The following is a 14,859-nucleotide window of genomic DNA, read 5'->3' on the forward strand; positions in this document are numbered from 1 at the left end:
TACGTGAATACAGGTAAGAAGAAGGCTGCAAGTACTGAAGCAAATCGAGAAACTCTTGGGAAACGCGCTCTGAATCGAGCGTTACTCGAGAGACAATTGCTTCTGAGGCGAGTCAACTTGCCAGCGCTAGAAGTAATTGAGCATTTAGTAGGTTTGCAGGCTCAAGCGCCGAATCCTCCTTACTATGGTTTGTGGACACGAATTGAAGGATTTCAACAGGAAGAGCTGAGCCGTCTACTTGAAGAAAGGAAGGCGGTGCGCATCGCGATGATGCGCTCTACGATTCACTTGATGTCAGCTCGAGATTGTTTGGAGTTGCGACCCTTGTTACAATCTGTCCACGATCGAGGTTATACGGGTGCCTACGGCAAGAGTCTCGCTAATATAGATGCACAAGCGCTAGCTACCGCAGGCCGAGCGCTGGTCGAAGCGAAGCCAATGACATTCAGCGAACTCGGCAAGCAGTTAAGTGAAGAGTGGCCAGACCGAGATCCAGAGGCTCTCTCAGCTGCCATCCGGACGATGTTGCCTCTTGTCCAAGTGCCGCCACGCGGACTTTGGGGTCAGAGCGGCCAAGCAGCGCATACGTCTGCAGAACTGTGGCTGGGATCGTCCCTCTCTACCGAACCGAAGCTTGCGATTATGATCCAACGCTATTTGTCCGCCTTTGGCCCAGCTTCAGTCAAGGACATGCAGGCTTGGTCGGGACTAACTAGGTTGCGCGAGGCATTCGAGCAACTGCGTCCTAGTCTCATCTGCTTCCGTGACGAGCACGGGATTGAATTATTCGACTTGCCAGATGCCCCAAGACCCGACCCAAGCAGCATATCCCCGCCACGATTCTTAGGTGAGTTTGATAATGTTTTATTATCGCATGCAGATCGTACACGGATTATCGATGACGCTTATCGAAATCGGGTATTCACTAAGAACGGTATTATTCGGTCAGTTATCCTCGTGGACGGCTTTGTTAGCGGAATATGGCATATCAAACGGGGGAGCGGAACAGCAACACTTACTATCGAATCCTTCAGGCGATTATCTTCTGAGGAACAAGGCGAACTAGCCATAGAAGGAGCAAAACTTCTGAAATTTGCAGCGGTTGACGAGCACACGCATGATATCCAGTTCCTAGCCTAGGCGACTCATTCAACGAACACAACAATGATTAACAATCAACTACCTAAATGAATCTGTTTTTTAACGGAAATATTTTACATTATTCTTGAAACATTTGGGGGAGCTGATCCGTTTAAGAGTTGTTGATGTTGTTATGTTGTTGAGGTTAGAAGGGGGGAGTTATGGTGAGAAGAGTACTAAGTTTGATTCTGATGACTGTGCTAGGTTTTAGTTTCATGACGATCTTCCATTCTTCCAATGCATATGCTTGCTCTTGTGCTATGCCTCAAACTGTCGAAGCTCAATTTAATCGTTCGGAAGCCGTTTTCGCTGGTCGTGTCCTTGATGTAAATGAGCAAAGAAACTTAAACGGGAGTATGACGAAAGCTGCACTATTCGATGTAAGCCATATTTGGAAAGGTGGCACAGCATCTCAAATCATTATTCACACGGGTAGCGGTGGCGGTGATTGTGGATTCAACTTTGAAAAAGGCAAAGAATATTTGGTTTATGCTGGATACTCTACCATGTATGGAGACAAAAAATTACTTGTCACAATCATTTGTGATCGGACGGTTGCTTTAGATCAAGCGCAAGAGGACCTAGCAGCATTAGGTGAGGGGAAACCCCCAACGGATAAAGTTAATCTTGAAGGTGAACTTTCTCGGTTACATCCCTATATCTGGGTTGCGATCATTGGATTTGTTCTGTTGGGTACGACCATTTTCTTGGTTCGGCGAAAATGGAGGAAGTAATGAAGTAGCAGCCCCTTCGCGCAATGCGAAGGGGCTGCTTTCGTCTGCTGATCTACGCCAGCAGCTTCTTGAACTCCGCGGTCAGCAGCGGCACGACCTCGAATAAATCGCCGACGATGCCGTAGTCGGCGACTTTAAAGATCGGCGCCTCCGCATCCTTGTTGATCGCGATGATGACGCGCGAAGAGCTCATCCCCGCCAAATGTTGGATGGCGCCGCTAATGCCGCACGCGATGTAAATTTCCGGCGTCACGACCTTGCCGGTCTGACCGATTTGCATCGCGTACTCGCAATACCCCGCGTCGCAGGCTCCGCGGGAAGCTCCGACAGCGCCGCCGAGGACGGCAGCCAGCTCTTCGAGCGGCTGGAATCCATCGGCGCTGCGCACGCCCCGTCCGCCGGAGACGACGATCTTGGCTTCTGCCAAGTCGATAGCGCCGGACGTTTTTTTCACAACCTCCCGGATGATGCTGCGCAGGGAGGGAGCGGGGTAGGCAACATCGATGATGGCAGCTTGACGCGAAGCGTCGGGCTCGGAGGCTGCGATGTTGTTGGGTCTTATCGTGACGACCCATGGCGCGGCAGGGTCGGTGAACGATTTCTTTTCGACGGCTTTGCCAGCATAAAGCGGTCGGGTGAACAAGACGTTATCGCCGCTGCGCTCAATGGCGGTAACGTCAGAGATTTGGCCGGCGGATAGCGAAGCGGCCGCCATAGGTGCTAGATCACGGCCAATAGCCGTGTGACCGAAGTATAGTGCATGTGGCGCTGCGACAGCGGCCACGGCCAACAAAGCACTCAAATATCCCTCCGAGCTATAACTCTCTAGCTGAGGATCCTCTACAACATAGATGGTGTCTGCGCCGTAAGCAGCGAGCTCAGCCGCTAATTCTTTCGTGCCAGCACCACCGAGTAGAACTGCAGCAAGTGTATCACCATCTCCAGTAGATAGCTGTGCCGAACGTAAAGCCTCAAAGGATACTTGACGAAGCTTGCCACTGCGAGCTTCTGCAACAACAAGAAATTGTTTAGCCATCGATATAGCCTCCCTAGTCACTTAGTGGGTGAAGTTAGATCACTTTGGATTCGTTACGCAGTGCTTGAACGAGTTCAGTTACTTGGGAAGCAAGCTCGCCTTTGAGAACACGGCCAGCCTGACGCTCGGGCGGTAGGGATAACGCCAGTCGTGTTGTTTTGGCAAGAATGGCATCCGAACCAGAAATATCATCAAGCGTTAAGTGTTGGAAAGGCTTTTTCTTCGCTTTCATAATGCCAGGAAGTGAGGGATATCTAGGTTCGTTTAAGCCTTGCTGCGCAGTAAATAGAGCAGGGAGTGGTACCTCGATTACTTCGATATCGCCTTCGGCATCTCGGTGAACAAGCGCTTTATCTCCTGTAATGTCCAGCTTAGTAATCGAAGCGACATGAGGCAAGCCAAGTAGATGAGCTAGACGAATGGCAACTTGGCCTGCGCCGTTATCGACAGAGAAATTACCGCCTAGTAAGAGGTCGACGGATTGGCTGCGTAAATAAGCAGCTAAGATTTCAGCAATTTCGAATTCGTCCCCGATGATGCGATCATCCGTAATCAATACTGCCTCGTCAGCACCCATCGCGAGAGCAGTTCGCAGCGCTTCTGCTGTTCGATCTGGTCCGATCGATAGAAGTGTCACTTTACCGCCATGCACATCTCGTAATTGAATGGCTTGCTCTACTGCATACTCGTCGTACGGATTTATAACGAACTTCGCGCCATCCTCTTGAACGACGCCATCTTGCAAGACGATTTTCTCCTCTGTATCAAACGTTTGCTTCAATAATACAAAAATGTCCATAGTGGGGCTCCCTCCTGAATATACATGAAATAGAGACCTTAAATGACTTGATGAACGTTTGCACTACGACTCAATCCCTCTAAGGAAAAAATCAAGTGAAGGACCAACCTGAGCTGTTAATGAATATTTCTGGCCAGAAATTAGCCAAGAGGTAACGACTTCATCCATACCACCAAAAATAAGAAGTCTCACCAGCTTCACATCCAGATCCGCACGGAAGCTGCCGTCACTCTTTCCTTTTTCTAATATATTTTCAATGAGGATAATATATCTCTTAAGGGCAAGACCAATCTCTTTACGAAGCTCCAAATCACTTTGACGAAGCTCAATTTGTGTGAGGTAAGCCATATGAATGTTATTTTCCAGCTCGCTAAAATGAATTTCACAAATTTTGCGCAACGCATCCTTGGGGCTTGTGCTTTCACGGACTGCAAGATTGAATTTCTCGACAAGCTCGCCTAATTTCTCTTGAAAAAGACTAGTTAAGATATCCTCCTTCTTCTTGAAGTAGAGATAAATGGTGCCATCTGCAATACCGGCTTCTTTGGCAATACGTGAAACTTGTGATTTATGAAACCCATTTTCTGCAAATACTTTCATCGCGCCTTCGAGAATCGCGTAATACTTGTCTGGTTTTTTGCCACTTGTCAAGGAGATCACCTCGGTGTTAGAATACAAATATCGGTGAATGAATACTCATTCATTTTTGTAATTTCATCATAAAATACGCAGTACGCCTTGTCAACGACTTATTCCGCTTAACCAAGCATGTAGGGAGGTTTGTCGGCTTACTCTTCACATTGAAGCAGGTTTCTACTCTTATTTAAAAAGGGATTCATGGAATTTGCTTTTTTGCGATTCACGAATGTAAGCGTTAACAAAATGGTGAGTAAACAATTTAAATAAAAGGAGGGACCTCCATGACCGGTTCGCTGATTCAGTTTCTCCTCTTTCTGGCGGTTACGGGTTTGGCGCTCTACGGGTTCGGCAGAGTTGTGTATCATCGATACTTGTACATCCAGTTAGGGAAATCGGTGGATTTGAAGAAGGAAGCTAAGGTAAGGCTTAAGGGGTTTGCGGTTCAAGTGTTTGGCCAGACGAAGTTATTGAAGGATAAAAAGAGCGGCATCATGCATATCGTGATTTTTTATGGCTTCATAATTCTACAGCTAGGGGCTTTGGACCTTATTTTAAAAGGACTAATTGACCATAGGTTACCTATTCCTGGTTATGACTATTTCACCATCATGCAGGAAGTGACGGTCGGATTGATCGTGCTGGCCATGGGTTATGCCACGTATCGACGATACATCGAAAAGCTTAAGCGTCTCAAAAGAGGCTGGAAGCCGAGCATTGTTGTGTTTTTTATCATGTTCTTGATGTTGTCGGTTGTGATTAGCGGTGGTTTTGAACGTATTCGTGAGGGGCTACCAGCTTCAGGATTCGCTCCGCTGACATCAGGTTGGGCGGCAATGTTTGAAGGGATGTCGATTTCAGCGGCAACGATTGGATTCTACGCAGGCTGGTGGATGCATCTGCTGATTCTGTTATCCTTCCTTATCTATGTGCCGCAGTCCAAGCATTTTCACATTATTACCGCTCCAATTAACATCTTGCTGCGACGTACGGAGCCGACAGGTAAGCTCGCATCCTTGAATTTGGAGGATGAAGATGCGGAGGAATTCGGCGTTGGCAAGATTGAGGATTTTACGCAAAAGCAGATGCTGGATTTCTACTCTTGTGTCGAGTGTGGTCGCTGTACGAGCGTGTGTCCTGCTAATACGACAGGCAAGCTGCTGTCCCCGATGCATCTCATTACGAAGTTGCGCGATCATTTGACGGAGAAAGGCGCAGTTATTACCTCGAAGTCCCCGTGGGTACCGGCTGTGGTGTTTGCACCAGAATCGCAGGGAAATCCGCTTGAAGTTGATCTGATCGGCGGTGTGATCACTGAGGAAGAGCTGTGGGCTTGTACAACCTGCCGCAATTGTGAGGATCAATGTCCAGTAGCGAATGAGCATGTGGATAAAATCATTGATATGCGCAGGCACTTAGTGCTGACGCAAGGCAGCATGCCGCATGACGGTCAACGTGCGCTGCAGAACATTGAGAGACAAGGCAATCCTTGGGGGATTTCCCGCAATGATCGTGTGAAATGGGTCAAAGAGGTTGACCCAGAAGATGCGCTTGAAGTGCGAACGGTCAAGGAGAATCCAACGTTTGAGTATCTATTCTTCTTAGGCTCAATGGGTGCCTATGATAATCGCAGTCGCAAAATTACTTATGCTTTCGTGAAATTAATGAAGGAGGCTGGTATCTCTTTTGCCATATTAGGAAATGAGGAGAAAAATTCCGGTGATACACCGCGTCGCATGGGGAATGAATTCTTGTTCCAGCAGCTATGTGCGGACAATATCACAACTTTTCAAAAGTACAAGGTGGGGAAGATTGTCACGACATGCCCGCATACGTACCACACGTTCAAAAATGAGTATCCTGAATTTGGCTTAACGGCAGAGGTGTTTCATCATACAGAACTACTGGACCTTTGGGTGAAAGAAGGACGCTTGACTCCGCAACACGAGGTCAATGAACGCATAACGTACCACGATTCTTGTTACTTAGGTCGTTATAACGAAGTGTACGAGGAGCCCCGTAATGTGTTGCGGGCAATTCCTGGTGTGGAACTTGTGGAACAAGCGCGTTCTCGTGAAAACAGCATGTGCTGTGGAGCTGGCGGGGGCATGATGTGGATGGAGGAAACGGCTGGTACTCGTGTGAATGTAGCGCGTACGGAGCAACTGTTGAGTGTCAAGCCAACGGTAATCTCCTCGGCGTGTCCTTATTGTTTGACGATGGTGGAGGATGGCACGAAGCTGAAAGAAATAGAGGAGCAGGTTAAAGCTCGGGATATTGCTGAAATTCTTGCACAATCGGTGTTCGGTCTATCGAAAAACTAAGTATATGCTTTCGAAGTTAGTTTTTCTATCGAAAAACTTATAGGAGATGATCTCATGACAACTATTCGTACGGCAGCGGTAATCGGTTCGGGTGTAATGGGTTCCGGTATTGCTGCGCATTTGGCCAATGTAGGTATTCCTGTCTTATTGCTCGATCGTGTGCCAGAGCAGTTAACGCCACAAGAGGAAGGGGCAGGTTTAACGCTCGATCATCCTAAAGTGCGCAACCGATTTGCTGTGAGCGCCATGGAAAAGCTAGCGAAAACAAACCCAGCACCGCTGTATAGCGAAGCTTTTGCCTCACGGATTACGCCTGGGAATATCGAAGACGATTGGGCGAAGCTAAACCAAGTGGATTGGATTGTTGAAGTCATTATCGAAAATTTGCAGGCTAAACAAGCGCTAATCTCTCGGATTGAACAGGTGTGGAAGCCTGGCACCATCGTATCGTCGAATACGTCGGGAATCTCAATCAATGCCATGGTGGAGAACGCTGGGGCTGAGTTTAAGAAGCATTTCCTGGGCACTCATTTTTTTAATCCTCCGCGTTACATGAAATTATTGGAAATCATTCCGAATGAGCAGACAGATCCAGGAATTGTCGCCTTTATGACCGATTATTGTGAGAAAAAGCTTGGTAAAGGTGTTGTGCAAGCCAAAGATACACCTAATTTTATAAGTAATCGGATTGGTACTTACGGGCTTCTCATTACCTTAAGAGAAATGCTGGCCAAAGGATACACGGTGGAAGAGGTAGATGCGGTGACAGGGCCTGCCATGGGGCGGCCGAAAAGCGCGACCTTCCGCACACTGGATCTCGTGGGGTTGGATACATTTGTACATGTGGCGAACAATGTATTTGATCTCGTTACGGATCCAGCCCAGAAGGATGTCTTCGATACGCCGGCTATTTTGAAAGAGATGGTAGCGAAAGGCTGGATTGGCGAGAAGCAGGGCCAAGGTTTTTATAAGAAAGTGAAATCGGCCGAAGGCAAGGAAATTCATGCTTTGAATTTAGAGACGATGGCATACTCGGCTGTCAGCAAAATTAGCTCAGCATCCTTGGAGGCCGCCAAACAAGCAAAGGGGACAGTTGGGAAGCTGAAAGCCTTGCTAGGTGCGAAGGATCGGTACTCGGAGCTGGCGTGGAACATTTTGAAGCCGGTTCTGCTGTATGCAGCTGAGAAGCGGGACGAAATTGCAGACAACATCGTGGACATCGATAACGCGCTCAAGTGGGGCTTTAATTGGGAGTTGGGACCTTTTGAGACGTGGGACGCGATTGGGCTGAAACGTTCCGTGGAACGTATGGAAGCGGAAGGTAGTACCGTGCCTGAGTGGGTAAAAGCATGGATTGACGCGGGTCATGACAGTTTCTATGAGCGGAAAGAGGGCAGAACCTTTGCTATCTTGAATCAGGAGCTGCGCGAGGTGGAATCCAGGCCCGAGATCATCTCATTGGCTGCACTCAAACAGCAAAATAAAATTATTCGCTCCAACAGCGGAGCGAACTTAATCGATATCGGCGATGGCGTTGCATGCTTGGAATTCAATTCGCCGAACAATGCGATCGGAGCCGATATCCTGACGATGATTCAGCAAAGCGTTGATGAGGTTCGCGCCAACTATCGCGGGCTGGTAGTCGCCAATGAGGGTAAAAACTTCTGTGTTGGCGCCAATCTGATGCTGCTGCTGATGGAAGCGCAGGATGGCGAGTGGGATGAAGTGGATGGCATCATTCGGTTATTCCAGAACGCGATGCTCAAGCTGAAGAGACTAGATAAACCGGTCGTCGCTGCTCCGCATAAAATGACGCTCGGTGGTGGCGTGGAGGCTTGTATGCCGGCGGATCAAACGATTTTCTCGGCAGAGACGTATTATGGACTCGTTGAGACAGGTGTTGGACTTATTCCTGCCGGTGGGGGCTGCAAAGAGTTTGCACTGCTGGCTAGTCAACAAGTGAGAGACCCTGAGGTTGATCTGCAGCCGTGGATTAATGCCGTATTTGAGACAGTCGCGATGGCGAAAGTGTCCACAAGCGGCCATGATACGAAACGGCTCGGCTTTATGCGAGTGCAGGATTCGGTTGTTGTAAATCCGGATCATCGGATTTATGAAGCGAAGCAGGCTGTACTACGGATGGACGCTGCTGGCTATACACCGCCAGCGCAAGAGAAAATCCGTGTCGTAGGCGAGAACGGAAAAGCGGTCATGCAGGTCGGCGCTTACACGATGCGTCAAGGCGGCTACATCAGCGCACATGATCAGCTGATTGCTAATAAGCTTGCGCATGTGTTGGCGGGTGGGAATTTACCAGCTGGAACGTTGGTGACGGAGCAATATATGCTGGATTTGGAGCGAGAAGCATTCTTGAGCTTATGCGGTGAGATTAAGACACAGCAGCGGATGCAATATATGTTGTCGAAGGGGAAGGCTTTGAGGAATTAAGAAGCTAGCGCTGACTACCCCTTAACTCATATCTCCGTAAGGGAACGTAGAGACGCTAATTTGTAAGCATTAGCCCTGATTTCGAACTTAAGGGGAACGACAGTGCACTATTTGGTCCAAAAGCGAGTGTTTAGTCGTCATTTCGAGTAAATAGTGCACCTACGTTCCCTTTCGCACCAAAATGAGCTCATTCCGCTGAAATAGCGCACTCTCATTCCCTTTCGGGGCAGCGGAGAGGATGAGGAAGAATACGAAGGCGAGAATGAGGTTGAGGATAAGGATAACGAAAAGGATGAGAACGCAATTGGTGAGGTATGATACACAACTATTTCTAATGAGGTGAATTCGATGAAGGAAGCCGTCATTGTATCCATAACACGCACCGCCGTAGGGCGCGCGAAGAAAGGGAGTTTCGCGCAAACGCGCGCGGAAGATCTTGGCAAAGCCGTACTCGAAGAAGCAGTACGGCGAGTTCCTGGTCTCGACAAAGGTGATGTCGAGGACATCATTATCGGGTGCGCGATGCCCGAAGGCGAGCAAGGGCTGAACTTCGCCCGCACGATGTCGCTGTATGCGGGCTTTCCCGTGACCGTGCCAGCGATCACGGTCAACAGATTCTGTTCCTCCGGCTTGCAAGCCATCGCATATGCGGCGGAGCGCATCATGCTCGGCCACGCCGAGGTGATCATCGCCGGAGGCGTTGAGAGCATGAGCCACGTCCCGATGACGGGCTTCAAGCTCTCGCCGCATCCGCAGCTGGTCGAGACCATGCCCGAGGTATACATGGGCATGGGGCATACCGCAGAAGCCGTCGCGCAGCGCTTCGGCATCACGCGCGAAGCGCAGGATGGCTTCGCGACGCGCAGCCATCAGAAGGCAGCGGCGGCGATTGCAGCCGGCCGCTTCACAGATGAGATCGTGCCGGTGAGCACGAGCGTGAAGGGTATTGACGAACGCGGCAAAGCGTTCGTCCGTCCATTCGTGTTTGCCACGGATGAGGGCGTTCGCCCCGATACATCCGTGGAAGGGCTGAGCAAGCTGAAGCCTGCGTTCAGCTTGGGGGGCTCTGTGACGGCGGGCAACGCGTCACAGACGTCGGACGGCGCAGCGGCGGCCGTGCTGATGAGTCGCGAGCGTGCGGAAGCGCTCGGGTTGAAGCCGATGGCGACGTTCCTGTCCTTCGCGCTTTCCGGTGTGGAGCCGGAAATTATGGGCGTTGGCCCTGTCAAAGCGATCCCGAAGGCACTGAAGATGGCGGGCATTTCCCAAGATCAAGTCGATCTTTTTGAGATTAATGAAGCTTTTGCTTCGCAGTGCGTTCATATCGTTCGGGAGCTGGGAATTGATGAGGAGAAGGTCAATGTCAATGGGGGAGCGATCGCACTGGGGCATCCACTTGGCTGCACGGGAGCAAAGCTTTCAACTAGTTTAATCTATGAGTTGCAGCGCCGAGGCGGCGGATACGGAGTTGTGTCGATGTGCATCGGCGGCGGTATGGGAGCGGCTGGCGTGTTTCAAGTGCATGCAGCGGAGTAAGGCGGCACTCATTTTATCCCAAATATAAGTGTTCATTATCATCATTCCAAATCATAAGGAGAGTTGACTCATGACGAACAAAGTCGTTGGCGGAAGCTTTGTCATATCTGATCTAAATTTTCATTCCATCGTTACACCGGAAGATTTCACGGAAGAGCATCGCATGATTGCGGAAACAACGCGTGACTACGTGAATGGAGAAGTCATGCCGAATGATGAGCATTTAGAAAAGTTAGATTATGATTTGACTGTCAAACTCATGCGCAGTGCGGGTGATCTTGGGTTGCTTGGGGCGGATGTGCCAGAAATCTATGGCGGACTTGGCTTGGATAAGGTAAGCTCTACGATTATAAGCGAGAACTTAGCGCGTGCCTCTTCGTTTGCCTTATCCATTGGTGCGCATGTCGGGATTGGAACGCTGCCAATCGTGTTCTTCGGTACAACGGAGCAGAAGAAGAAGTATTTGCCTGACTTAGCGACAGGAGCGAAAATTGCTGCCTATTGCTTAACGGAGCCGACTTCGGGATCGGATGCCCTTGGTGCCAAAACAACGGCTCGTCTTTCTGACGACGGAAAACACTACCTATTAAACGGGTCCAAACTCTATATTACCAACGCTGGGTTCGCTGATATTTTCATCGTGTATGCGAAGATCAATGGTACGGACTTTACGGCGTTTATCGTGGAGAAAGGCGATCCAGGCTTCACAATGGGACCCGAAGAGAAGAAGATGGGGATCAAAGGCTCCTCGACGCGTCCGTTATTTTTTGAAGATGTGAAAGTGCCTGTAGAAAACCTACTTGGAGAAATTGGGAAAGGTCATCTCATCGCTTTTAACATTTTGAACATTGGACGCTATAAATTAGCTGTTGGATGTCTAGGTGCTTCCAAGGAGACGATTGAGCTTGCAGTCAAATATGCGAATACGCGTCAGCAATTCCAAACACCGATTTCTAGATTCCCATTAATTGGTAAGAAACTAGCTGAAATGAACATTCAGACGTATATTCTAGAAAGTATGGTGTACCGTACGACGGGCTTATTTGATGAAATCCTCAAAGATATTGACCATTCTAGTCCTGATGCAGGCAAAATATCGGCCAAAGGCATATCGGAGTACGCACTCGAATGCTCCATTAATAAGGTATTTGCTTCGGAAGTTCTTGACTTTGTTGCGGATGAGGGGCTGCAAATTCATGGTGGTTACGGCTTTATTCAAGAATATAAAGTGGAGCGGATCTATCGCGACTCGCGGATTAATCGTATTTTCGAAGGAACGAATGAAATTAATCGTCTGCTGATCCCGGGTACCTTAGTGAAGAAAGCGATGAAAGGTGAACTGCCTTTGCTGCAAAAGGCACAAGAACTGCAAGGTGAATTGCTTGCCTACATGCCGGGTCAAACGTTTGAAGGTACATTAGCAGAGGAAGCTCACTTAGTGACGATGGCCAAAAAGGTGTTCCTCATGGTCGGCGGGCTTGCCGTACAGAAATATGGCATGGCTCTTGAGAAAAACCAAGAAGTTTTGAGTAACCTTGCGGATATCATGATTCAGATTTTTGCTGCCGAAAGTGGGCTGTTACGGACTCAAAAACTTATTCATAAACTTGGTGAAACGAAAGCAACTAATGCCATCCAGCTTACGACGGTATTTATTCATGAGGCTTTTGACAAAATTGAGGCATATGCGAAAGAAGCGCTCAGTACGATGGAAGAAGGAGATGTTCTTCGGACTCAGCTATCCATACTCAAAAAGCTGTCTAGACGCAGCAGTGTCAATACGGTGGGCTTGAAGCGCGACATCGCCGCACGTGTCATTCAGGGTGAGAAATTCATCGGATGATTCCTGATGTCAAGAACCTGAAGGGGATGGTTTTGTATGAGGGAGACAAAGCCTTGGCTGCGTCATTATCCAGCGGAAGTGGCGCCGACTTACGAGTACCCGAAACATAATCTAGCACGTCTGTTGGTTGATTCAGCAAATCAATTTCCCGAACGGCCGGCCTTGTATTTCTTGGGGAAAAAGCTATCGTATCGCGAATTGCTTCATGCGTCTTATCAATTTGCTCACGTGTTAATGGATCTTGGGGTACGTCCAGGGGAACGGGTATCGATTATGCTGCCGAATTGTCCTTCGGCGATCATTGCGTACTTCGGCACGTTGATGATGGGTGGAATTGTCGTGATGACGAATCCGCTTTATGTGGAGAGAGAGCTGATCCATCAGCTCTCTGATTCGGAAGCTGTCGTCATTGTGACATTGGATCTGCTATTCAATCGTGTACAGAAGGCGAAATCGCAGACATTTCTGCGCCATGTAATTGTGACCTCGATTAAGGATTATTTACCGTTTCCGAAGAATCTTTTATATCCGATTAAAATGAAAAAGGATGGCGCCAAGCTCGATGTTAACTTTGGTGATGGCGTTTATGCATTCAAGAAGTTACTGCGAGCAGCTTCGGCTGCGCCTATCTGTGTGGACGTCAACGCAGATGACGATATTGCATTGCTTCAATACACGGGCGGAACCACCGGGTTATCCAAAGGTGTGATGCTGACGCACACCAACTTAATCGCAAATACGTATCAGACGAGTAACTGGTGTTATCAAGTTGAGCCTGGTGGAGATCGTTACTTAGGTGCCATTCCTTGTTTCCATGTCTTTGGTCTGACGGTTTTACTGAATCAATCCATGTATCGAGCCGGTATGCTCATCCTTATTCCTAAGTTCGATATTGATATGATTCTTGATACAATTGACAAATTAAAGCCTACCATTTTCCCAGGTGCACCTACGATGTATGTTGCGTTAATCAATCATAAACGGGTTAAGGAAGTTGATATTTCTTCGATCAATGTTTGTGTAAGCGGTTCAGCGCCACTGCCTTTGGAGGTTCAAGAGCGATTTGAATCTTTGACCGGCGGTAGATTAGTTGAAGGGTACGGACTGACGGAGGCTTCTCCCGTTACGCATGCGAATCCGATTTGGGGATTTCGTAAAATTATGTCAATCGGAGTTCCTTTTCCAGATACGGTAACGAAAGTCGTGGATTCTGACTCTGGCGAGGAAATGCCAATTGGTGAAATCGGTGAAATTATTATTAAAGGCCCGCAAATTATGAAAGGCTACTGGAAGCGTGAGCAAGAAACGGCGAAGACGATCAAAGATGGCTGGTTATACACTGGGGATATGGGACGAATGGATGAGGATGGTTTCTTCTCGATTGTTGACCGGAAAAAGGATTTAATTATTGCAGGCGGCTTTAATATTTATCCACGAGATATTGAAGAAGTGCTCTACGAGCATCCAGCGATTCTAGAAGCAGCTGTAGCAGGTGTTCCTGATGAATACCGAGGGGAAACAGTGAAAGCATTTATTGTGCTAAGAGAAGGGATGACGCTCTCTGAGAAGGATTTAGATGTCTGGTGCAGAGAGCGATTAGCGGCCTATAAAGTGCCGCGTAAAGTTGAGTTCAGGCAGTCTTTGCCGAAAACGATGATTGGAAAAGTACTCCGGCGGCAATTACTAGAGGAAGAAGTAAAGCAGTAAATCTGTTAGCTATCATGTATAGGGGCAGCCCTTACAAAGAAGGAGGGAGTCCAATGGATGATGGAAATGATCGCATAATTCGAAGGTTGCAACAGCTCGCAGCAGCAGTGGAGCCCACCTTCTGGGGTTTTCTGGGTTGTGAATTTGTAGCTATGAAGGACGGTGTTATCACAATTGCCTTGGATGCGAAGCCGCATCATTTGAATCCGATCGGCATGGTTCATGGCGGCGTAACTTCCTCGTTGTTAGATACAGCCATGGGAATAATAGCCATGATAGCTAGGCCCGAGGAGAAGGTCGTTACGACAAATCTGAATGTGCATTTTGTGTCTCCGTTATATGCCGGTCGGCTGCTAGTGACAGCGGAACTTGTCCATCAATCACGTAAAATGATTACCGCACAAAGTCGAGTTGAAGATAGTGAAGGTAATTTAGGGACGATGGGGACAGGGACGTTTCGTGTGATTTAGACGAGAGCTTCGAGCGAGCGCTGGAGCCTTCATAACCACAAGGATAGTGGTCATGAAGGCTCTTTTGATATCGAATGTCATATAACATTACATAGAATAAAGATTTTTTGTGAAAATCCCATGAAATATTATATGTATGTTATGTTTTCTTACATATAAGCATTGACTGTTTACATGCGGTCATCC

11 protein-coding genes are annotated in these 14,859 nt (G+C 48.3%); 8 read left to right on the forward strand and 3 right to left on the reverse strand.

Translation table 11 applies throughout. The features are described from left to right. Nucleotides 1-3 precede the first annotated feature (3 nt). The gene (locus tag ASG89_RS24640; RefSeq protein ID WP_057313664.1) at nt 4-1,140 is read left to right on the forward strand and encodes a winged helix DNA-binding domain-containing protein; all 1,137 of its coding nucleotides are present in this window, start codon (nt 4-6) and stop codon (nt 1,138-1,140) included. Between the two features lie 161 nt (nt 1,141-1,301). Beyond that, entirely contained in the window at nt 1,302-1,874 is a 573-nt protein-coding gene (locus tag ASG89_RS24645) for a hypothetical protein (protein ID WP_057313665.1), read from the forward strand. Nucleotides 1,875-1,926: 52 nt separating this feature from the next. Here ASG89_RS24645 and ASG89_RS24650 read toward each other — a convergent pair whose 3' ends face one another. The 3 genes from ASG89_RS24650 to ASG89_RS24660 all read right to left on the reverse strand — a co-directional run bounded on the left by ASG89_RS24650 (nt 1,927) and on the right by ASG89_RS24660 (nt 4,360). Next, entirely contained in the window at nt 1,927-2,910 is a 984-nt protein-coding gene (locus ASG89_RS24650; protein ID WP_057313666.1) for an electron transfer flavoprotein subunit alpha/FixB family protein, read from the reverse strand. Between the two features lie 34 nt (nt 2,911-2,944). Continuing rightward, nucleotides 2,945-3,709 carry an electron transfer flavoprotein subunit beta/FixA family protein gene (locus ASG89_RS24655; protein ID WP_057313667.1) on the reverse strand — a complete coding sequence of 255 codons (765 nt, stop codon included), beginning with the start codon at nt 3,707-3,709 and terminating at the stop codon, nt 2,945-2,947. 63 nt (nt 3,710-3,772) lie between these two features. Then, nucleotides 3,773-4,360 (reverse strand): TetR/AcrR family transcriptional regulator, encoded by a 588-nt coding sequence (locus ASG89_RS24660; protein ID WP_268795658.1) that lies wholly within the window; start codon nt 4,358-4,360, stop codon nt 3,773-3,775. Nucleotides 4,361-4,629: 269 nt separating this feature from the next. On the opposite strand from ASG89_RS24660, the gene ASG89_RS24665 reads away from it, so the two are divergent. From ASG89_RS24665 to ASG89_RS24690, 6 genes are all read left to right on the forward strand, one after another. Next, nucleotides 4,630-6,669, forward strand: a complete 2,040-nt coding sequence (locus ASG89_RS24665) for a (Fe-S)-binding protein (protein WP_057313668.1) — start codon at nt 4,630-4,632, stop codon at nt 6,667-6,669. Nucleotides 6,670-6,723: 54 nt separating this feature from the next. Continuing rightward, nucleotides 6,724-9,117 (forward strand): 3-hydroxyacyl-CoA dehydrogenase/enoyl-CoA hydratase family protein, encoded by a 2,394-nt coding sequence (locus ASG89_RS24670; protein WP_057313669.1) that lies wholly within the window; start codon nt 6,724-6,726, stop codon nt 9,115-9,117. Between the two features lie 348 nt (nt 9,118-9,465). Beyond that, nucleotides 9,466-10,653, forward strand: coding sequence for an acetyl-CoA C-acyltransferase (locus tag ASG89_RS24675; RefSeq protein ID WP_057313670.1), 1,188 nt, complete (start codon nt 9,466-9,468; stop codon nt 10,651-10,653). 70 nt (nt 10,654-10,723) lie between these two features. Then, nucleotides 10,724-12,496 carry an acyl-CoA dehydrogenase family protein gene (locus ASG89_RS24680; RefSeq protein ID WP_057313671.1) on the forward strand — a complete coding sequence of 591 codons (1,773 nt, stop codon included), beginning with the start codon at nt 10,724-10,726 and terminating at the stop codon, nt 12,494-12,496. Nucleotides 12,497-12,532: 36 nt separating this feature from the next. After that, nucleotides 12,533-14,203 carry a long-chain-fatty-acid--CoA ligase gene (locus tag ASG89_RS24685; RefSeq protein ID WP_057313672.1) on the forward strand — a complete coding sequence of 557 codons (1,671 nt, stop codon included), beginning with the start codon at nt 12,533-12,535 and terminating at the stop codon, nt 14,201-14,203. 53 nt (nt 14,204-14,256) lie between these two features. Beyond that, entirely contained in the window at nt 14,257-14,673 is a 417-nt protein-coding gene (locus tag ASG89_RS24690; RefSeq protein WP_057313673.1) for a PaaI family thioesterase, read from the forward strand. The last annotated feature ends 186 nt before the right edge of the window (nt 14,674-14,859 follow it).

This window comes from Paenibacillus sp. Soil766, assembly GCF_001428105.1.
Lineage (GTDB): Bacteria > Bacillota > Bacilli > Paenibacillales > NBRC-103111 > Paenibacillus_E.